The organism is Salmonella sp. SA14318, from assembly GCF_029866905.1.
In the GTDB taxonomy this organism is placed as follows: domain Bacteria; phylum Pseudomonadota; class Gammaproteobacteria; order Enterobacterales; family Enterobacteriaceae; genus Salmonella; species Salmonella enterica.
In genome coordinates this window covers 3,116,942-3,138,055 of the sequence record NZ_CP123282.1, presented here as the reverse complement: position 1 = coordinate 3,138,055, position 21,114 = coordinate 3,116,942, and the positions used below count along the sequence as shown (strand labels likewise).

General features: G+C 53.7%; 19 protein-coding genes and 1 pseudogene. 4 read left to right on the top strand and 16 right to left on the bottom strand.

Going from position 1 to position 21,114, the window contains the following annotated elements:
- Nucleotides 1–368: 368 nt before the first annotated feature.
- Together chiP and chiQ are read left to right on the top strand one after the other, a co-directional pair.
- Nucleotides 369–1,775 (top strand): chitoporin, encoded by a 1,407-nt coding sequence (chiP, locus tag QEN32_RS15105; RefSeq protein ID WP_001258803.1) that lies wholly within the window; start codon nt 369–371, stop codon nt 1,773–1,775.
- 49 nt (nt 1,776–1,824) lie between these two features.
- Nucleotides 1,825–2,157 (top strand): ChiQ/YbfN family lipoprotein, encoded by a 333-nt coding sequence (gene chiQ / locus QEN32_RS15100; protein WP_000722260.1) that lies wholly within the window; start codon nt 1,825–1,827, stop codon nt 2,155–2,157.
- 48 nt (nt 2,158–2,205) lie between these two features.
- On the opposite strand, the gene tcuC is transcribed toward chiQ, so the two are convergent.
- From tcuC to ybfF, 9 genes and pseudogenes are all read right to left on the bottom strand, one after another.
- A complete protein-coding gene (tcuC, locus tag QEN32_RS15095; protein WP_000057014.1) occupies nt 2,206–3,510 on the bottom strand; it encodes a tricarballylate/proton symporter TcuC in 1,305 nt (434 codons plus the stop codon).
- A 50-nt stretch (nt 3,511–3,560) separates the two neighbouring features.
- Nucleotides 3,561–4,700 carry a tricarballylate utilization protein TcuB gene (gene tcuB, locus QEN32_RS15090; protein ID WP_001525430.1) on the bottom strand — a complete coding sequence of 380 codons (1,140 nt, stop codon included), beginning with the start codon at nt 4,698–4,700 and terminating at the stop codon, nt 3,561–3,563.
- Nucleotides 4,687–6,090: an FAD-dependent tricarballylate dehydrogenase TcuA gene (gene tcuA, locus QEN32_RS15085; protein WP_265321913.1), complete on the bottom strand. Its 1,404-nt coding sequence runs from the start codon at nt 6,088–6,090 to the stop codon at nt 4,687–4,689. The genes tcuB and tcuA overlap by 14 nt, the downstream gene beginning before the upstream one ends.
- A 97-nt stretch (nt 6,091–6,187) precedes the next feature.
- Entirely contained in the window at nt 6,188–7,114 is a 927-nt protein-coding gene (tcuR, locus tag QEN32_RS15080) for a tricarballylate utilization LysR family transcriptional regulator TcuR (RefSeq protein WP_042948010.1), read from the bottom strand.
- Nucleotides 7,115–7,228: 114 nt separating this feature from the next.
- On the bottom strand, nt 7,229–7,681 hold the full coding sequence (fur, locus tag QEN32_RS15075; protein ID WP_000131699.1) for a ferric iron uptake transcriptional regulator: 453 nt from the start codon (nt 7,679–7,681) through the stop codon (nt 7,229–7,231).
- Nucleotides 7,674–7,759: pseudogene (locus QEN32_RS15070) on the bottom strand (ryhB-regulated fur leader peptide). The gene fur and the pseudogene QEN32_RS15070 overlap by 8 nt, the downstream one beginning before the upstream one ends.
- Before the next feature lie 203 nt (nt 7,760–7,962).
- Complete coding sequence (fldA, locus tag QEN32_RS15065; protein WP_001018621.1) at nt 7,963–8,493, bottom strand: flavodoxin FldA; 531 nt, start codon at nt 8,491–8,493, stop codon at nt 7,963–7,965.
- A gap of 150 nt (nt 8,494–8,643) precedes the next feature.
- Nucleotides 8,644–8,937 (bottom strand): LexA regulated protein, encoded by a 294-nt coding sequence (gene ybfE / locus QEN32_RS15060; protein ID WP_001040939.1) that lies wholly within the window; start codon nt 8,935–8,937, stop codon nt 8,644–8,646.
- A gap of 133 nt (nt 8,938–9,070) precedes the next feature.
- Entirely contained in the window at nt 9,071–9,841 is a 771-nt protein-coding gene (gene ybfF / locus QEN32_RS15055) for an esterase (protein WP_000773245.1), read from the bottom strand.
- Between the two features lie 184 nt (nt 9,842–10,025).
- Here ybfF and seqA point away from each other — a divergent pair, with 184 nt between their 5' ends.
- Both seqA and pgm read left to right on the top strand, forming a co-directional pair.
- A complete protein-coding gene (gene seqA / locus QEN32_RS15050) occupies nt 10,026–10,568 on the top strand; it encodes a replication initiation negative regulator SeqA (protein WP_000848395.1) in 543 nt (180 codons plus the stop codon).
- A gap of 24 nt (nt 10,569–10,592) precedes the next feature.
- Nucleotides 10,593–12,233, top strand: a complete 1,641-nt coding sequence (gene pgm / locus QEN32_RS15045) for a phosphoglucomutase (alpha-D-glucose-1,6-bisphosphate-dependent) (protein ID WP_000974372.1) — start codon at nt 10,593–10,595, stop codon at nt 12,231–12,233.
- A 114-nt stretch (nt 12,234–12,347) separates the two neighbouring features.
- Here pgm and QEN32_RS15040 read toward each other — a convergent pair whose 3' ends face one another.
- The 7 genes from QEN32_RS15040 to kdpC all read right to left on the bottom strand — a co-directional run bounded on the left by QEN32_RS15040 (nt 12,348) and on the right by kdpC (nt 21,113).
- Nucleotides 12,348–12,833, bottom strand: a complete 486-nt coding sequence (locus QEN32_RS15040) for a pyridoxamine 5'-phosphate oxidase family protein (RefSeq protein WP_000070053.1) — start codon at nt 12,831–12,833, stop codon at nt 12,348–12,350.
- Between the two features lie 64 nt (nt 12,834–12,897).
- Nucleotides 12,898–14,217, bottom strand: coding sequence for a putrescine-ornithine antiporter (potE, locus tag QEN32_RS15035; protein ID WP_000042658.1), 1,320 nt, complete (start codon nt 14,215–14,217; stop codon nt 12,898–12,900).
- Nucleotides 14,214–16,412 carry an ornithine decarboxylase SpeF gene (gene speF, locus QEN32_RS15030; RefSeq protein WP_001292402.1) on the bottom strand — a complete coding sequence of 733 codons (2,199 nt, stop codon included), beginning with the start codon at nt 16,410–16,412 and terminating at the stop codon, nt 14,214–14,216. The genes potE and speF overlap by 4 nt, the downstream gene beginning before the upstream one ends.
- A gap of 379 nt (nt 16,413–16,791) precedes the next feature.
- Nucleotides 16,792–16,896, bottom strand: coding sequence for a leader peptide SpeFL (speFL, locus tag QEN32_RS15025; RefSeq protein WP_015632840.1), 105 nt, complete (start codon nt 16,894–16,896; stop codon nt 16,792–16,794).
- Between the two features lie 277 nt (nt 16,897–17,173).
- On the bottom strand, nt 17,174–17,851 hold the full coding sequence (kdpE, locus tag QEN32_RS15020) for a two-component system response regulator KdpE (protein ID WP_265321914.1): 678 nt from the start codon (nt 17,849–17,851) through the stop codon (nt 17,174–17,176).
- Nucleotides 17,848–20,532 carry a two-component system sensor histidine kinase KdpD gene (gene kdpD / locus QEN32_RS15015; protein ID WP_000997487.1) on the bottom strand — a complete coding sequence of 895 codons (2,685 nt, stop codon included), beginning with the start codon at nt 20,530–20,532 and terminating at the stop codon, nt 17,848–17,850. Before kdpD ends, kdpE begins: the two co-directional genes overlap by 4 nt.
- Complete coding sequence (gene kdpC / locus QEN32_RS15010; RefSeq protein ID WP_000579804.1) at nt 20,529–21,113, bottom strand: potassium-transporting ATPase subunit KdpC; 585 nt, start codon at nt 21,111–21,113, stop codon at nt 20,529–20,531. Before kdpC ends, kdpD begins: the two co-directional genes overlap by 4 nt.
- Nucleotide 21,114: the final 1 nt, after the last annotated feature.

Sequence of the window (21,114 nt, the reverse complement as noted above, 5' to 3'; positions counted from 1 at the left end):
ATTCTCTTTTTTGCGAGGCGAATTAATTATTTTCTGAAAATTATTGATCTGATAAATGATTATTAATCTAAATGTTATAAGCGTCAGGTCAACAGGAGACAATTATTTTCATGCCTATGGAAAACAAGTCAATTTTCTTTCTGGCGGTCTGCTTCCCTCACCAGCAGTTGAATGTAACAGAAAGCAATTAAATATGTGCGGTTGCTCATATTATTACATACTGGTTACAGAAAGAGATTGATAATTCGCATCGCGAAAAATAGTCTATTTAACGTAGTAAATGAGGTTTCTCAGCGCTACTTTTTATTTTTATTTTTTCGCTGTTCGCTTTTGTCGGCAGCAATTTATACGTCAAAGAGGATTAACTTATGCGTACGTTTAGTGGCAAACGTAGTACGCTGGCTCTGGCTATCGCCGGTATCACAGCAATGTCGGGGTGGATCGTTGTTCCGCAGGCGCAAGCCTCCGGCTTTTTCGACGACTCCACGTTAACGGGCGGCATCTATTATTGGCAGCGTGAACGCGATCGCAAAGATGTGACCGACGGCGACAAATATAAAACTAACCTTTCTCATGCGACCTGGAACGCTAACCTGGATTTTCAGTCTGGTTACGCTGCGGATATGTTCGGTCTGGATATCGCGGCGTTTACCGCGATTGAAATGGCAGAAAACGGCGACAGCGGTCATCCAAACGAAATTGCTTTCTCGAAAAAGAATAAAGGCTACGACGAAGACTATTCCGGCGATAAGAGCGGTATCAGTCTTTATAAAGCCGCAGCGAAATTTAAATATGGCCCGGTCTGGGCGCGCGCCGGTTATATTCAGCCTACCGGTCAGACGCTGTTAGCGCCGCACTGGAGTTTTATGCCGGGTACCTATCAGGGTGCGGAAGCTGGCGCCAGTTTTGACTATGGCGATGCGGGCGCGTTAAGTTTTTCCTACATGTGGACTAACGAATATAAAGCGCCGTGGCATACCGAAATGGATAAGTTTTATCAGGCGGATAAAAAAACCAATGTGGACTACCTCCACTCCATCGGCGCGAAGTACGACTTCAAAAATGATCTGGTGCTGGAAGCGGCGTTTGGTCAGTCCGAAGGCTATGTCGATCAATATTTCGCGAAGGCCAGCTATAAATTTGATTTAGGCGGCAATCCGTTCACCACCAGTTACCAGTTCTACGGCGCGCGCGACAAAGTAGACGATCGCAGCGTGAATGATATTTACGACGGTACGGCCTGGCTGCAGGCGTTGACCTTCGGCTACAAAGTCGCGGAAGTGGTTGACCTGCGTCTGGAAGGCACCTGGGTGAAAGCGGACGGTCAGCAGGGCTATTTTCTGCAACGTATGACGCCAACCTACGCCTCTTCAAACGGTCGTCTGGATATCTGGTGGGATAACCGCTCCGACTTTAACGCTAACGGTGAAAAGGCGGTTTTCTTCGGCGCGATGTATGACCTGAAAAACTGGAATCTGCCGGGCTGGGCTGTGGGCGCGTCTTACGTTTACGCCTGGGATGCTAAACCGGCAACCTGGCAAAGTAACCCGGATGCTTACTACGACAAAAACCGCACTATCGAAGAGTCCTCATACAGTCTGGATGCGGTCTATACCCTGCAGGAGGGGCGTGCCAAAGGCACCATGTTCAAACTGCACTTCACCGAATATGACAACCACTCCAATATTCCAAGCTGGGGCGGTGGTTACGGCAACATCTTCCAGGATGAACGTGACGTGAAATTTATCGTTATTGCGCCATTCACTATTTTCTGATGTCAGATGCGGCAGGCTGCCGGTCTGCCGCGCTGTTGAGGAACGACCTATGAAAAAAATTTTACTCATCGCCAGCATGACCGCCGGTTTGACGGCCTGCGCGTCATCACCCGCGCCGGAAGAAGATAGCCGGCTGAAAGAGGCGTACAGCGCCTGTATCAATACCGCACAGGGCTCGCCTGAGAAGATAGAGGCCTGCCAAAGCGTACTGAATGTCCTTAAAAAAGAGCGCAAACATCAGCAATTTGCTAACGAAGAAAGCGTGCGGGTACTGGACTATCAGCAGTGCATTCAGGCGACGCGCACGGGTAACGATCAGGCGGTCAAGGCTGACTGCGATAAGGTCTGGCAGGAGATTCGCAGTCATAATAACGTGCAATAAAACCCTGCCTTGCCACCCACGGGCGAATGTTTTCCGCCCGTGGTTTTTTCAGGCTTTATTTTCTGCTGCGATATAGCCGCGACTCAGACGTACAAACAGCATCGCCGTCGCGGCAAGTCCACATAACGCCGCGCACATCAGCCACCAGCCGGGCGAGCTTTTATCGCCGGTTAACTTTACCAGCGCGGTAGAGATGGCCGGCGTCAGGCCGCCAAAAATCGCCGTCGCCAGGCTAAAGGCCAGCGAGAAACCAACGGTACGCACATAGACTGGCATCACTTCGGTTAACGCCGCGACCATTGCGCCGTTATACATGCCAAAAAAGAAAGAGAACCACAGCAGTACCAGCGTCATGCGGGTAAAGTCGGGCGCGGCGGTCAGCCACTGCATGACGGGCCAGGTGGTGATTAGCGCCAGCAACGTAATGCCCATTAACACGGCGCGACGGCCAATCCGGTCGGAAATCGCGCCGCCAATGGGTAACCAGATAAAATTGGACACCCCCACTAACATGGTGACGATCAAACTGTCCCGCGCGCTGAGATTAAGCACGGTTCTGCCATAGGTCGGCGTATAAACGGTGATAAAATAAAACGTTGTGGTGGTCATCGCCACCAGCAGCGTTCCGGCCGTAATAATGCGCCAGTTTTTGGCGATAGTTGCAAAAATTTCCCTGGTGTCGGGGCGATGCTTGCGTTGTAAAAACGCTTCTGTTTCTTGTAATGAACGACGTAAAACAAAAATCAGCGGAATGATCATACAGCCGATAAAGAACGGAATTCGCCAGCCCCACTCCGATATCGCGTCGTGTCCCAGCGTGATATTCAGGCTATAACCAATCAACGCGGCGACAACGATCGCGACCTGCTGACTGGCAGATTGCCAGCTGGTATAAAACCCTTTATTGCCTGGCGTTGCGATTTCGGACAGATAGACTGAGACGCCGCCTAACTCAACGCCCGCAGAAAATCCTTGTAATAACCGGCCCAACAGCACCAACGCAGGCGCTGCCAGGCCGATCGTTTGGTAGCCGGGGACGAGGGCGATGAGCAACGTACCGCAGCCCATAATCGCCAGCGTCACCATCAGCCCTTTACGGCGTCCGATTCTGTCAATATAGGCGCCAAGCACAATCGCGCCGACGGGGCGCATTAAAAAACCGGAGCCAAAGACGGCAAAGGTCAACATTAATGAGGCAAATTCGCTTTCCGCCGGAAAAAACGTTCTGGCGATATAGGTGGCGTAAAATCCGAACAAGAAAAAATCAAACTGTTCAAGAAAATTGCCGCTTGTCACGCGCAGTATTGCGCCGAACGTGCCGGCGCGCGATGTTGCAGGTGTGTGTTGTGCCATAGGGTTTGCTCTCCACTGTCTTTATTGTTTTATGGGTAAGATGTTGCGGGTCAGTTGCCTGTATCCCCCGCATGTTTTCCGCGTCGCTTCTCAACTGCCCATTTGAGTAAGGCCGCGCAGCGGAAAAATCCGTGGGCGAATTTTCCGTAGGGAAGGGTAAGAAAGAGCGCCATCACCACGCCTAAATGGAGCGCCAGCAGTATGCCCATTCCGCTGGTGTCTCTGCCTGCCAGCAGCGCCAGCCCGGTAAGGCTGGTTAAGAACAGCAGCAGAATAAAGCCGCGATCCATGGGTTTCTGGCGCGCATCGCCATGTAACGGCGACCGCCGCAGATTGAGCCACAGTAGCCCGGCCGGGCCGATAAGCAGACCGATACCGCCCAGCGTGCCGAGCATGACCGGCAGGCTAAAGAACGGGTAGGGCGCTTCCCAACCGGCGACGTAGTGATAGCCCGTCGCCACGACCGTGGCGGCAAAACAGAGCATAAAACCGTAGAAGGTAAAGTGATGAAAGCGACGGCGCAGCAGCGTGAATGCATCGTCCGCTTCGTTACAGCCTTTGCCGTGACCGCCGTCGAGATATTTCAGCGTTAACGCATTGTGCGACGCTTCGGCAATCTCCACCGAACGCGGTACGCCCGGCGAGATCTCACGCCAGAAGCGGATTACGCCCGCCATAAGCAAACCGATTGCCAGCACAAAAACTGAGCCAAACATCCATGCCAGCAGGCTATGCGGAAAAATTTGATAGAAGTCACCGGCCAGCGGCGGATGAATCAGCGACCCTTTCAGCGCCATCGCCAGTAATAAAAAGAGCGTCAGACCGACTATCAGCGCCAGCGCGACGGTGATCCCCGCCCGGCGGTATAACGCGCCAAAAGCGGCGGGCTGGGCATACTGTTGATACGTCTCCAGGCGGGCTTGCGCCATCGCTTTCGGCACGTTAATGGCAAATTCATGGGGCGGCGCGTACTGGCACGCGTGCAGGCAGGCGCCACAGTTATGACATAAATTCGCCAGATAATGAATATCGGCTTTACCGAATTCGAGCCGCTGGGTCATCGCCGGAAATACCGCGCAAAAACCTTCGCAGTAGCGACACGCGTTACACACTTGCATAACGCGTTCGACCTCGGCTTCCGGTTCGGTAAGCACGGTGGCCTCAATGATTAATTTTTCAAGCTGTTTCATGCTGCGCCTCCTTGTGCGCCGCGCGGGCGGCTTCTATTCCCGCAATGCGGCCAAAGGTTGTGCCGATAGACATGCCTACGCCTGCGGTATACCCCTTGCCCAGAACATTTCCTGCCATCATCTCGCCAGCAACAAATAGGTTGCGGCTTGGATGACCGGCAAAATGCACCGCGGCACGTTCATTGACTTTCAGACCCAGGTAGGTAAACGTGATGCCGGGTCGCAGCGCATAACCGTAGTAGGGCGGCGCATCAAGCGGGCGCGCCCAGTGGGTTTTCGTCGGCGTCAGGTTTTTGGTGGCGCAGTCATCAAGCAAGGTATGATCAAAATGACCGGGTTGGCAGGCCTGGTTATACTGCGTGACGGTATGGGTAAATTTTTCCGCGTCCAGCCCCAACTGGCAGGCCAGTTCAGCCAGCGTATTGGCCTGCGCGCCAGGAAAAACCGGCGGCATAAAGTGGCCGATGGCTTTACTGTCAATAATCGAATAGCCAATTTGTCCTGGCTGTTGAGCCACCAGCCGCCCCCAAATGGCGTAACGCTTCGGCCAGAAATCTTCGCCTTCATCATAAAAACGTTCGGCGTCGCGATTCACGACAATACCCAGCGATACGCAATCCACGCGAGTACAAATACCGCCGTCGTACAGCGGCGCCCTGGCATCAATCGCTACGCAGTGCGACTGGGACGGATCGCCAATGATATCCGCGCCGGCATCCATCATAAATTTGAGTAATACGCCCTGGTTAAAACGCGTGCCGCGAATCAGAAAATTATCCGCGGGCCATTCGCCGCGGGCGTTTTCTCCCCAGGCCTCCCGCAGCCATTCACGGTTTGATTCGAAACCGCCAGCCGCTAATACGCAGGCTTTGGCGGTAATACGTTCGCTACCTGCCAGCGCTGCCACGAATTCGCCGTCATGAAGTTCAAGCGCGTGAACCGGCGTGTTATAGCGAATCTGTACGCCCAGCCGTTCGGCGCTACGGTAATAGGCATTGACGAGCGCTTTCCCGCCGCCCATAAAAAACGCATTGGTGCGCGCAACGTGGAGCGCCCCAGATAGCGGCGGTTGAAAGTTAACGCCATGTTTGCGCATCCAGTCGCGGCATTGCGAAGAGGTGCGAATGACCAGCCGCGCCAGCGCCTCGTTGGTGTTGCCGTCGGTGACTCGCCACAGATCCTGCCAGAATTCCTCTTCAGGATAGCTTTCTACCAGCACATCCTGCGGCGCATCATGCATACAGCGCAGGTTTCGTGTGTGCTGAGAATTTCCGCCGCGCCATTCTCGCGGGGCAGCCTCCAGCAGCAGAACCGATGCGCCCGCTTCCCGTGCGGTCAGGGCGGCGCATAATGCGGCATTGCCTCCGCCTATCACCAGTACATCAACCATCTTATACTCCCGTACCATTTAACTATTTGTTAAATTTGTAATTGAAATGTATACGGATAAATAAGCGGCGCGCTATCAGGTAGCGCTAAACAGGGGTTTAGTAAGCGTAAAGGGTTGCGCCTGGCCATTCACCGGCGTCGACTAACTGACGCATAATTTTGGTAAGGACTACTCTGGCGGCAAGGCCGGCGGGCGTCAGTTCATCATCCGACAGGCTGACTAAAAAATTGGGGCGGCTGAGTACCGGATTATGGACGCCGATCACGCGTAGCGCGTCGTTATCCAGATGAGAAATCGCCGCGCCGGGCTGCAACGTGGCGCCAAGACCGTCGCGCACGGCGCGCATCAACAACGCCAGGCCGTCAATTTCCGCGACGATTTCAACGTTAAGCGCATGTTCCTGGCAGACAGCGTCCAGCCTGCCGCGCAGCCCATGTCCCTGGCTTGGCATAATGAGCGGAATGCCTGCCAGTTGTTCAGGTGTGATCGGGTTATCAGGAAGCGCCGCCAGCAGGGCATGGGAGCCAATCAGAAAAAGCTGTTCTTCAAGGATCGGTCTGGCGCTCCAGCGCAGGATTTTATCTTTTTGAAAGACAACGGCTAAATCAATCTGGCGGGTATTGATCATTCTTTCCAGATTACCGGACAAGCTTTCCACCACATGCAGTCGGACATCGGCATAGTTTTCCTGCATGGCATGGATAAACGGTATACCCAGTATGGAGGCGGTACTGGGAGCCATTCCTACGCTCACATGACCGGAAAGGCGCGCTTCTCTGGCGGCGAGAATTGCGTCGTCGGCATGACGCAGGGCGAGTTGCGCCTGTGAATAAAAGGCCAGCCCGGCGTTGGTTGGCGTTACGCCGCGCGAAGTGCGCTGCAGCAGACGGATGGCAAGCTCGTTTTCCAGACGGGACATCTGTTGACTTAATGCTGAAACGCCAATATCAAGATCCTGTGCGGCGCTGCCCATACTGCCGGTTTCAATAATACGCACGAAATAGCGTAACTGGCGAAGCTCCATTCCTGCTCTCCTGAGATGCGATAGCGTTTTTTACATTAAATCAACATCAAGCGGCAGGAAAGGGGAGGATATAAAAAAGCCAACCGGGCGGTTGGCTCTTCGAAAGATTTACACTTATTTAGTCGCGTCATCGTGCGCGTGCTCGTCTTCGCGGCAGTCGCCTTCAGCGCAGTGGCCGTAAAGATAGAGGCTGTGATTAGTTAAACGAATACCGTGTTTCGCCGCAATTTCACGCTGGCGCGCTTCAATAGAGTCATCACTAAATTCAATCACTTTTCCGCAGTCAAGGCAGATAAGATGGTCGTGATGATGCTGTTGCGTCAGTTCAAAAACGGATTTACCGCCTTCAAAATTATGGCGGGTCACGATACCGGCATCGTCAAACTGGTTCAGCACACGGTATACGGTTGCCAGACCGATTTCTTCACCCATGTCGATCAGGCGTTTGTATAAATCTTCCGCACTGACGTGATGGTTATCTGGTTCCTGAAGAACTTCCAGAATTTTTAAACGAGGAAGCGTTACTTTCAGGCCAGCCTTCTTTAATGCGGTATTGTTGTCAGTCATGCGGAATCTGTCCTGTTGCTAAACGATTCACTTCATTAGAGAAGTGACAGAAATTGCACTCAAGATAATGCGTATCATTATAGGACTGCCATGCCGAAATGAAAACCGCAAGTCTCTCGCAGATATTAATAAAACTGTGGTTTTGCCTGCAAATTTTGGCGCCACCTGATTACACCCGGACATTGTACAGGGATGGGTGCGAAAGTTACAAATTTGTAGCAATTATTTTGATTGGTCTTGTCTATTGATGCGGCGCAGATATAACGCTGCGCCGCATAAGATTAGGCGTTGAGGATGTCGTCGAGGTGCAATTCAGCCGAAACTTGCTTAACCCATTTTTCAACACGCTCGGCGGTCAGTTCAGGCTGACGGTCTTCGTCAATCGCCAGACCGACAAAATGATCGTCGTCAGCCAGACCTTTAGAGGCTTCAAAATGATAGCCTGCAGTTGGCCAGTGACCCACAATCGTGGCGCCGCGCGGCTCAATAATGTCGCGAATCGTGCCCAGCGCATCACAGAAGTATTCCGCGTAGTCTTCCTGATCGCCACAGCCAAATAGCGCCACCAGCTTACCGTTAAAGTCAATCTCTTCGAGAGTCGGGAAGAAGTCATCCCAGTCACATTGCGCTTCGCCATAGTACCAGGTTGGGATGCCCAGCAGCAGAATGTCATACCCTTCCAGGTCTTCTTTACTGCTTTTTGCAATGTCATGCACATCGGCAACGTCTTTACCAAGCTGTTTTTGAATCATTTTTGCGATATTTTCGGTATTACCGGTGTCGCTGCCGAAAAAGATGCCAGTGATTGCCATGAGTAAAATAACCTCTTGAAACTTATTGAAATGGTGGTGGCGAATTGCCCACGGATAAGGGCAATCATAGCAGAACAGGCAGATATGCGGAAACAGCAATCACGCGGGACTGCACGCTCTGCTACACGAAATATGAAACAAAACTTATTTTCAGACTAAACCCTGGCCGCGCAGCGCCATAAGCTGCTTCATTAATATTTCTTCAATGAGCTCGCTGCGGCTAATGTTGCGCGCTTCGGCCAGCTCATTCAGCGCGTCAACCGCTTGTGCGTTGAGTTTTAATTCGACACGCTTGAGGCCACGAACTTTGTCGCGTTTTAACTGGTTGCGCTTGTTGATGCGTAACTGTTCATCGCGCGAAAGCGGATTCGTTTTAGGTCGTCCCGGGCGACGCTCGTGCGCGAACAGATCTAATGTCGTACGGTCCGTTTGTTCTTTGGCCATGATTTTGGTGACTTCGGGGGAAACAATCAGCCAGGCTTATGCCCGGATGGATAGCGCGCCATCATACATCAGCGAGGAAGCGACGCCAACGCCCGCGCGCGTAATCGCGCACAGGCGATGAGTTTTTAATCAGTTAGCGTTTATCGTGCAGATAACGGCGGATGGCGCGCAGAACCGCCTCTGGTTTTTCGGCATGTACCCAGTGGCCCGCGCCGGCGATCACATGCGCGCGCGCCAAAGGGAATTGCGCCAGCAGCGCGTCGCGGTACGCTTCGGTCACGTACGGCGAGTTACCGCCTGGAATAAACAGCGCCGGATGTTCCCAGGGCGGAATGGTTTCCCAGCCGACGATATGCGGATACTGCTCCCATAATACCGGAACATTAAAACGCCATTCGCCTTCAGCCCAGGATTTTAACAGAAACTGGATCACGCCTTCTTCGTTGAGGTGTTGGCGCATAATCCCTGCCGCCTGTTGGCGGGATGTCGCGTCGGATTCGCTGACGGCGTTAATGGCCGCGAAAATGCGATCGTGGCGGCGAACATGATAATCCACGGGGGCGATATCAATCGCGACCAGACGATCGATGCGATCGGGCGCCAGCGCCGTCAGCGCCATTACCGCTTTTCCGCCCATGGAATGACCAATAAACGTCGCTTTTTCAATCTGCTGCGCGTCAAGCGTATCCAGAAGATCCTGGGCCATTGCCGGATAATCCATGACCGGATCGCGCGGCGATAAACCATGATTGCGCATATCGACCTGAATAATGTCGTGATCGGTCACCAGATCGCGCGCCAGTACGCCGAGGTTGTCCAGGCTGCCAAACAGACCATGAACGAGAACGATGGGGGAATTATTGTGCAGGTTTTGTGCAGATTGCGCTCGGATGTTTAATTTCATGGCAAAGTTCTTTTTTTCGCTCTGTCGGGTTAGGGTATTATGTTGACCATTCTGCCACTGGGCTGCAACCTCTAAGGTTTACTCCGAGTTTTTTTGTCAGCCGGGCTTAACGCTATCCGCTGTTGGGATTTGTTCCTATAATCCCAATGACTTGTATTCAGCAAAGACATCGCACTGGATTAAGATGAAAACGATTGAAGTTGATGATGAACTCTATAGCTATATTGCCAGCCACACCAAGCATATCGGCGAGAGCGCATCCGACATTTTACGGCGTATGTTGAAGTTTTCCGCCACGACACAGCCAACGGCTTCAGCGGTGAAGGGGACGCCTGCGGCGCAACCCGTTGCCGAAGCGAAACCGGTTAACCCGGTAAAAGACAAAGTTCGCGCGATGCGTGAGCTGTTGTTGTCTGACGAATATGCCGAGCAGAAAAAAGCGGTTAACCGCTTTATGCTGATTCTGACTACACTCTATTCACTGGATCACCACGCGTTTGCGGAGGCGACGGAGTCGTTGCATGGCCGCACGCGCGTCTATTTTGCGGCGGATGAACAAACGCTGCTGAAAAATGGGAATCAAACTAAACCTAAGCACGTTCCCGGCACGCCGTACTGGGTGATCACCAACACCAACACCGGCCGTAAATGCAGCATGATCGAACACATCATGCAGTCAATGCAATTCCCGGCGGAATTGATTGAAAAGGTTTGCGGAACAATTTAATCCTTGCATTAGAAGGACCAGGCAATGGCAATCCACAACCGCGCAGGACAACCCGCGCAACAGAGTGATTTGATTAACGTCGCCCAACTGACGGCGCAGTATTATGTACTGAAACCGGAGGCAGGGAATGCAGAACATGCCGTGAAATTTGGCACTTCCGGCCATCGCGGCAGCGCAGGTCGTCACAGTTTCAACGAACCGCATATTCTGGCGATCGCCCAGGCGATTGCTGAAGAGCGGGCGAAAAATGGCATTACCGGCCCCTGCTATGTGGGGAAAGACACCCATGCGCTCTCGGAACCGGCCTTCATTTCCGTGCTGGAAGTGCTGGCGGCAAACGGCGTAGACGTTATCGTGCAGGAAAATAATGGCTTCACGCCAACGCCTGCCGTGTCAAATGCTATCCTGGTCCATAACAAAAAAGGCGGCCCGCTGGCAGATGGTATTGTCATTACGCCGTCGCACAACCCGCCGGAAGATGGCGGTATTAAATATAATCCGCCCAATGGCGGCCCGGCGGACACCAACGTCACTAAAGTGGTAGAAGATCGTGCCAATGCGCTGCTGGCGGATGGCCTGCAAGGCGTTAAGCGCATCTCTCTGGATGCGGCAATGGCCTCGGGCCACGTTAAAGCGGTAGATCTGGTACAGCCGTTTGTCGAAGGGCTGGCGGATATCGTTGATATGGCGGCGATTCAGAAAGCCGGTCTGACGCTGGGTGTCGATCCGCTGGGCGGCTCCGGTATTGAATACTGGAAACGTATCGCTGAGCATTACAAGCTTAACCTGACGTTAGTTAACGATCAGGTTGATCAAACCTTCCGCTTTATGCACCTTGATAAAGACGGCGCGATCCGTATGGATTGTTCCTCCGAATGTGCGATGGCGGGTTTACTGGCGCTGCGTGACAAGTTTGACCTGGCCTTCGCTAACGACCCGGACTACGACCGTCATGGCATCGTGACGCCTGCAGGGCTGATGAACCCGAACCATTATCTGGCGGTCGCCATTAACTATCTGTTCCAGCATCGTCCGCTGTGGGGCAAAGACGTGGCTGTCGGTAAAACGCTGGTCTCTTCCGCGATGATTGACCGCGTGGTGAATGACTTGGGACGCAAGCTGGTGGAAGTGCCGGTAGGCTTCAAATGGTTTGTTGACGGTTTGTTCGACGGCAGCTTTGGTTTCGGCGGGGAAGAGAGCGCGGGCGCTTCGTTCCTGCGTTTCGACGGTACGCCGTGGTCTACCGATAAAGACGGGATCATCATGTGCCTGCTGGCGGCGGAAATCACCGCCGTTACCGGGAAAAACCCGCAAGAGCATTACAATGAACTGGCAGCGCGTTTTGGCGCCCCGAGCTATAACCGTCTGCAGGCGGCAGCGACCTCGGCCCAGAAAGCGGCATTGTCTAAACTGTCTCCGGAAATGGTCAGCGCCAGCACGCTGGCAGGCGACCCGATCACCGCGCGTCTTACCGCAGCGCCGGGTAATGGCGCATCGATTGGCGGCCTGAAGGTAATGACCGACAACGGCTGGTTCGCCGCGCGTCCATCCGGTACGGAAGACGCTTACAAGATCTATTGCGAAAGCTTCCTGGGGGAAGAGCATCGCAAGCAGATTGAGAAAGAAGCCGTTGAAATCGTTAGCGAAGTATTGAAAAACGCCTGATGGGCGATATGGAAGAAAAAGGAGCCTTACGGCTCCTTTTTTGTATTAACGGCGCTGCGCTTATCAGGCCTGTAAACCGCCTCCAGGCCGGATAAGGCGCTTGTGATATCTGACTTATTCGCTCTGAGTCGCCAGATGTCGGCGGCAGGTGAGGGCGTCGCATTCAATACGCACCACGCAAACCGCTTTCATCATATCTTCCCGATAACTGAAGGTTTTTCCCGGATCGGTCTGGCGCATAATGACGTCCAGGCCGTGGCGCATCTCCTCGCGCGTTTGCAATATCGATGCCAGTCCGGTGGCGAAAACGCTGGTGTAGGCGTAGCTATAATCACAGGGGTCATCGGCACGTAGTAATGCATGGTCGCCGTCCATTTCAATGCATACTGCCGGGTTCTTACGTAACAGACGCATCTTTTTCCCGGTGCGTGCGCCGTGAAAATAAAATATCCAGCGTCCGTTCTGATACTCGTAGCCAAAATTTACGGGGACAACATACGGACAGAGATTGTCGTTAAACCCTATCCGACACACTTCGTGTTTACTGAGAATAGCCAGTATTTCTGCTATATCAGTGACTTCCCGTTCTGGATTACTCATTTCTATTATCTTATTCAAAGAGTGAAAATGCCCGGACTACCGTTACCGCAGCCCGGGCGCGCCATCAGCCGTGTTTATTTTTCAATTCAAAACGCGGTGAGACCAGGCCGTATAACGTCCAGCCGAGGAAGGTCACAATTGAGCCGTACAGCATGGCTTCTTCACCGGAGGAATATAGCGCGTAGAAGCTATACATGGCGCCAACGAAGGCCACGAAGTTAGCGACTTTCGCTTTTGATGACGGCACATTCGCCATTTTCTGAATGATAACCAGCGCGGCCATCGACAGAATATACGGAATAATGTTCGTCACCACCGCCAGGTTAACCAGGACGTTAAACTGACTATTCAGCGACGGGCTAATGGTCATCAGCGACAGGCCAGTCTGAATAATCACAATAATCAACATCCCCTGAACCGGCGCGTCGACTTTCGTTACACGAGAGAAGACTTTCGGGAAATAGCCTTCGTCAGCGGAGGATTTAAAGACCTGAGCGATAGTGAACTGCCAGCCCAGCAGCGAGCCGCAGCAGGACATTACCATCAGCGCCATGATCACTTTACCTACCGCAGGCGTGAACATCTGTGCAAACGCCAGACCAAACGGCGCCGTGGAGTTCGCCAGATCCATGTTCGGCACAATCCCGGCAATCACGTTAGTCGAAACGATATAGATGACCGCCGCGCCCAGCGTACCGCCCAGTACCGCGATGGGGACGTTCTTTTCCGGATTCTCGACCACGTCTGCGTTGGCGCAGGCGGATTCCAGTCCAAGAAATGCCCACAACGTCATGGCGATGGAAGAACCGACCGCGCTAAAGAACGGAACATGGTGCGGGTTCCATGACGCTACGTACATGCTGGGGCTAAACCAGAACCAGCCAATGATGCACAGGCCGACAACCGGAATGATGACGCCCCAAACGGTAACGCTACTGATCTGTCCGGTAATACGCGCGCCGCCAAAGTTTGCGATGGTACAAACCCACAATACGGCGATAGTCGCCAGGCCGATCTGGAGCGGCGTCAGCGCGGCGCCGAACAGCTCTGTGCCATAGCCGACAGCGGAGATGGCGATAGCCACGTTGGCGATCAGCAGCGAGACGCCGTAGGTATAGTTCGCCATAAAGTTGCCGGATTTACCGAAGGCATATTCGGCGTAACCGCCCATGCCGCCGGATTTACGGCTAAACATACCGCATTTCGCAAACGCCCAGGCCAGCGCCATCGAGCCGACGGCGGTCACCAGCCAGGAGATAATGGATATCGTGCCGACTTCAGACAGTTTGGTCGGTAGCATGATGATCCCGGAGCCCATCATGTTGACCATAGTCAGAATTGTGAGCTGCACGACACCCATTTTATTGGATTTAGGTTTACTCATAATTTTTCCTCCTTCAGCAGGGAGCGCTGTGCGTCACGAGGTTTAATGACGTAGCACCAGACCTGCTTACGGCCGTCGTGTTCTTCGATATAAACGCCCTGCAGTTCAGGCGCAAAGCCCGGCAGCAGGTTGATCCCTTCTTCCAGGGCGCTGAAGTAACGCAGGACAGAACCGCCCCAGATTTCACCCGGAACTACACACAGCACTCCCGGCGGGTAAGGCAGAGCGCCTTCAGCCGCGATACGACCTTCCGCTTCCGGCAGGCGAACCAGTTCGACCTCGCCGCGCAGATAGGCATAGTTGGCCTCTTGCGGATTCATACTGACTTTCGGGAAATGCGATTTACGGAACATCTCTTTTTGCAGCTGTTTCACGTTGTGCCGCGCATAGAGATCGTGCATCTCCTGGCAAAGCTGACGCAGGGTGTAGCCGGCATAACGCGCTTCATGCTGTTTGTAGATGGACGGTAATACTTCCGCTAACGGCGCATCAGCTTCCAGCAGTTTTTCGAAACGAGCCAGCAGGGCGACAAGCTGTTGTAACTTCGCCATGTCTTCTGCCGGCGTCAGCAGGAACAGAATGGAGTTGAGGTCACATTTTTCCGGCACAACGCCGTTCTCGCGCAGGAAGTTGGCGAGGATCGTGGCAGGAACGCCAAAGTCTTCATATTCGCCGCTCGCTGCATTAATGCCCGGTGTGGTGAGCAGCAGTTTGCAAGGGTCGACAAAGTACTGATGTTCGGCATAGCCTTCAAACGCATGCCAGTGTTCTCCCGGAACGAAGTGGAAGAAGCGCAGATCGCTGGCGATCTCTGACGTCGGGTATGACTGCCACGGCTTACCATCAATCAGTTCCGGTACGAACGGACGGATGTGATGACAGTTTTCGAGGATCAATTTACGGGCATCGATGCCGTTAACCACGCAATCCATCCACATATTGCGACCGCTGACGCCTTCGTGCATTTTGGCGTTAACGTCCAGCGCGGCGAACAGCGGATAGAACGGGCTGGTGGAGGCGTGCATCATAAAGGCGTTGTTCATGCGCTTATGCGGAACGTAGCGCGATTGCCCTTTGATATGGCTATCTTTTTTATGGATCTGCGAGGTCTGGGAGAAACCGGCTTGTTGTTTATGAACGGACTGCGTCACCAGAATACCCGGATCGTTTTCGTTCAGTTCCAGCAGCAGCGGCGAACAATCGGCCATCATCGGAATAAATTGTTCATAGCCGACCCAGGCGGAGTCAAACAGGATGTAGTCGCACAGATGACCAATTTTATCGACGACCTGACGGGCGTTATAAATGGTACCGTCGTAGGTGCCTAACTGGATGACGGCCAGACGGAATGGACGTGCTTCGCGGGCGCGCTGCGGCGCGACTTCGCTAATCAGCTCGCGCAGGTAATCTTCTTCGAAGCAGTGAGCGTCGATCCCGCCGATAAAACCATACGGGTTACGCGCGGTTTCCAGATAAACTGGCGTTGCGCCCGCCTGCAATAATGCGCCGTGGTGGTTAGATTTGTGGTTGTTACGGTCAAACAGTACCAGATCGCCCGGCGTTAACAGCGCGTTGAGTACGACTTTGTTAGAGGAGGAGGTCCCGTTCAGCACAAAGTAGGTCTTATCGGCGTTAAAGACTTTCGCCGCATGTTGCTGCGCAATGCAAGGCGCGCCTTCGTGAATCAGCAGATCGCCCATCGCCACGTCCGCGTTGCATAGGTCGGAGCGGAAGAGCGTTTCGCCAAAGTATTCCACGAACTGATTACCGGCAGGATGACGGCGGAAGAATTCGCCGCCCTGATGCCCCGGGCAGTCAAATGCGCTGTTGCCCTGGTTGACATAATCCACCAGCGCGCGGAAAAACGGCGGACGTAACTGCGTTTCGTAGTGGCTTGCCGCGGTTTCCAACTGGCGACCATAGAAGGCAGTACGGGATTCATTATATTCGAATACACCAGAGATACGCGGCAAATACTCAGGCGGTACGCGCCCTTCGTCATGAGTCGCGACAAACACGGGAATACCGTAACCCGTTGCGTCGATTTCATCGAGTTTTCCGTGTTCAATGTCGTCGATGGATAACACGATGGCAGCCACGTCGATGAAACGACTCTCATCAACATTTACAATATTACGGTGTGTAGAAAAACAATCCGGGCAATGACGGCTAACGGCAATTTTTAATTCTGACATTTTTCATCTCTTTATTTCAGGTAATAGCAGGCCCTCAATTTCTCGCATGAGAAACTGATTCTTCCGGAAAAAATCAAAGCTATCCCGCTGATAAAAAAATCAGTAAATTAGCTTTATTTTAGATGTAATAAATCCCAACCCGTCCGGTTGCAGGAAATTCAGGATTTAAGGAGTTGAGTACTACGATATACAGGCAGAAACCGCGATAACTAAAATTGCGCTGAGTCGGAATTTCTTCTGTCAAACCACATAGTTAGCTGGCTGGGCGTAAAGGAATTACCGTACTGTCGCTTTTAACAATTCGAGTTATTTAGGCAATAGACCTGAATGACATAAGGGTCGGAAAGACCTGTATGCTGAAGTACCCGTAGCAGAAAAACTACCGGGCATTAAAGAAATGAAAGTCGAAACTATTACGGTGGGCAAACATCATAATATGCGTTGTCCGCCTTATATGGGGCATAAAACGATTATTATTTTCCATTTTGAGGTCCTTTCATTGATTTATTGAAAGCATGGATATTTTATCCAGGAAGCGCCAGCAATCTGTGAACCAGATCAACAAAAAACGATCATTTGAAAAATAATTAGTCGGCGATTATGCATATCGTGCTGTGAAATAACGGATTGTTTCTTAAATGTTAATTATATGTTTTTTATATTCTCCATAAAATATAATATCGCCGCGAAAATAATTATTAGCGACGCCGAAAATAAATGACATAAAAATTAGAAGTTATTTAAAAATAATGAATAGCTATTCACGGCATAAAGCGATAGCCAATTCCGGTTTCGGTAATAAAATGGCGTGGGCGGGTGGGATCTTGTTCCAGTTTCTGGCGTAAATGTCCCATATAGATGCGCAAATAGTGGCTATGCTCCACGGCGTTAGGGCCCCAGACCTGGTTTAATAACTGCCGTTGGGTTAATACCTTGCCGGCATTATTGAGTAATACCGCCAGCAGGCGGAACTCAATCGGCGTCAGATGGATTTCTTCGTCGCCACGGTGGATTAACCGTGCGGCGAGATCGACCGTCACGCCGGAAAAGCGGACGATCGGATCGGCGCAAGGGCTGGCGGCGTGCCGTCGCAGCGCGACACGCAAACGCGCCTGCAGCTCGCCAATGCCGAATGGCTTGCTCAGGTAATCATCAGCTCCGGCGTCAAGCGCGGTAATCTTATCGCTTTCTTCGCTGCGGGCGGAAAGGACAATCACCGGTATTGCGCTCCACTGACGCAGGTCGCGAATAAAATCGATTCCGTCGCCGTCCGGCAGGCCGAGATCGAGAATAATCAGATCGGGCTTTCGCGTGGCGGCTTCCAGTAAACCACGTTGTAATGTTTCAGCTTCATACACGCGCAGGCCGTCGCCTTCCAGCGCGGCGCGCAGAAAGCGGCGGATGGCCTGTTCATCTTCAACAATCAGAACGTTTGTCACATATCCTCATGAAAATCATCAAGTTCAGGTGGCTTTCCTTGCGGCAGCGTCACACGGAAACAGGCGCCGCCCTGCGGTCGATTATAGGCGGTAAGCGTGCCGCCGTGTACCTCTACGATAGCATGGCAAATCGCCAGCCCCAGCCCCACGCCGGGGACGGCGGACTCTTTGTTGCCGCGGGCGAACTTATCGAAAATCTTCTGTTCTTGCCCCGCAGGAATACCCGGCCCGTTATCCCAGACATCCAGTTGTAAACGATCGTCCTTAACCGCAGCATCAATGCCGATACTGGCCTGCGGCCCGGCGTACTTAACGGCGTTTTCCAGCAAGTTGATCAGGACGCGCTCAAATAAGGGGCCATCGACATGGATAAGCGTTAACTGTTGCGGCAGCGACAATGTAATCGGATGCAATAAACCCGGCTCTAACATCTGTAACGCGCTACCGACGACCTCTTCCAGCGTCAGCCACTCTTTTTTAAGATTAAACCCGCCGGACTGAATACGCGCCATATCCAGCAAATTATTCACCAGCCGGGTGGTGTTGAGAATATGCTGGCGGATTTCACTGGCCTGACGCGCGTGGGGCGATCCTGCGCTGGCTAAATCCAGCGTCAAAATTTCCGCCTGGCCGAACAATACCGTCAGCGGCGTGCGTAAATCATGCGACAGCGCCGCCAGCAGAGCGTTGCGAATACTTTCGCGCTCGCTGGCGAGACGCGCCTGTTCTTCGCTGGCGGTCAGCGTCAGTCGTTCCAGCGCGTTGGCGACAAGCAGAGTAAATGTTTCCAGCAGGCGTTGCTGTTCCGGCACCATTAACTGACGCAAATTACCCGGTTCGACGATAGCCAGACCGTATGTTTTATCGGCGCTTTTCAGCGGCAGGATTTGATAAGGTACGCCAGGGAGGGTATCGGTGCCTGCGCCGGCAGGCTGGCCTTTATCAAAACTCCAGCGCGCAATTGCGTCGTCCCACGGCGTCATGCCTTGCTGGTGGGTGAGAGGCAGCAACTTACCGTTAGCATCAGGTAATAAAATTTGGCTGCGCGCCTGGAACGTCGAGGCGATAAACCGCTCGCTGGTCGCGGCGATATCATGTTCGCTACGCCCGACGGCCAGCGCTTTAGACATTTCATATAAATGGCGGGTACGCTGTTCCCGATAACGGGCGACGCGCGCCTGATAGCGCACCCCGGCAGTAAGATTGCCAATCACCAGACCTACCGTCAGCATCACGGCAAAGGTCAGCAAATATTGCACGTCCGAAACGGCGAGCGTACCGCGTGGCGCGATAAAAAAGAGATCGAAACTCGCCACGTTAATCACCGTCGCCACCACCGACGGCCAGCGTCCGTAAAGCAGCGCAATCACCACTACGCCCAGCAAATAGAGCATCACCAGATTGGCGGCGTCGAAGGTGACAAGCCACTGCATAGCGATAAGCGTGGTGATGGCGCAAAGCGCCACGGCGACCAGACAGCCCTGAATCTGCCCACGCCATTTCTCTTTAAAAGGTCGGTTATCAGGCGTTTGCGCCAACGCGCGCGCTGGTGGCTCTTCCAGCGCGACGATCACCTGATCGAGATCCGGCGCGCGCCTGGCAAGACGGTCGGCGAAAGCGTCACGTCGCCACCAGCGTCGCGACGCCGGGCGGCCCATGACGATTTTCCCCAGATTATGTTCGCGGGCATAGCGCACGACCGCTTTCTCTTCGGCGGGATCGGACAGGGTGGCGGTTTCCGCGCCAAGCTCCTGCGCCAGGCGCAGCGCGCTTAAAATGGCCCGCCGTTGTTTTTCCGGTAAGCGGTGTAACGTTGGCGTTTCGACATAGACGGCGTGCCAGACGCTGCCGAGCCGGGAGGCCAGACGCGCCGCGGTACGCACCAGTTTTTCGCTGCCGGTGTTATGCCCGATACACAGTAAAATCGCATCGCGGGTATGCCATACTTTTTCTTCGCCCGGATGCGCGCGCCAGGCGCGCATCTGATCGTCCACGCGATCGGCTGTCCGGCGTAGCGCCAGCTCGCGGAGGGCGATCAGATTGCCCTTGCGGAAAAAATGTTCAATAGCGCGTTCCGCCTGACCGGCGATATACACTTTACCTTCGTTGAGCCGTTGGCGCAGATCGTCGGGCGGCAGATCGACCAGTACGACTTCATCGGCGGCATCAAAAAAGGGATCGGGGACGGTTTCGCGCACCTGAATCCCCGTGACGCCGCTCACCACATCATTCAGACTTTCCAGATGTTGCACGTTCACGGTGGTGAAAACGTCGATTCCCGCTTCCAGCAGCTCTTCAATATCCTGCCAGCGCTTAGGATGGCGTGAGCCAGGCGCGTTACTGTGCGCCAGCTCATCCATTAAAATCAGCGCCGGACGCCGGGCGAGGGCGGCATCCAGGTCAAATTCGCGAATTTGCCGCCCCCGGTGCGAGTGACGTTTTGGCGGCAGAATGGTCAGCCCGTCAAGTAGCGCGGCGGTCTCTTTACGGCCATGCGTTTCTACCACGCCGATCACCACATCCAGCCCCTGCGCTCGCAGCCGCTGCGCTTGCGCCAGCATCGCCCAGGTTTTTCCGACGCCTGCGCAGGCGCCGAAGAAAATTTTCAACTTCCCCCGGTGGGGCGGGGGCGTTTGTTCCAACAAGCGATCCGGATCAGGACGCAAGGGTTCGTCGTTCATTTCGCTCTGTGTCCCTGTAGCGCATCCAGCGCCAGATTAAGCTCAACAATATTCACCACCGGTTGCCCAAGAAAGCGCGCCAGCGGCCTGTGCGTATATTCTGCAACCAGTTGCGCGACCTGTTCAACGGGAAGCTGGCGAGCCGCCGCCACGCGGGGGATTTGCCATGCCGCGGCGCCGGGCGTCAGATTATTATCCAGCCCGCTTGCCGAGGCCGTCGCCAGCTCAACCGGAACCGCGGAACTCGCCTGGGGGTTAGCGGCGCGTAGCGCGGCGACGCGGGCCTGTATTTGCGCATCCAGTTCGGGATTGCTGGCGGCCAGGTTGCTTCCGCCCGACGCCAGTGGATTATAAGGCGTATCGGCGGTGGCGGAGGGCCGGCCATGAAAATAACCCGCGGCGGTAAACGATTGTCCGATAAGCGCTGAGCCGCGTATCACATTGTCTTTATGAATCAGCGAGCCATTAGCCTGCCAGGGAAACCACCACTGCCCCAACGCCGTGGTCAGAAGCGGATACACGCCGCCGGTCAATAACAGCAGAAATAACATTGTCGAAAAAGCAGGACGTAAACCGATCATC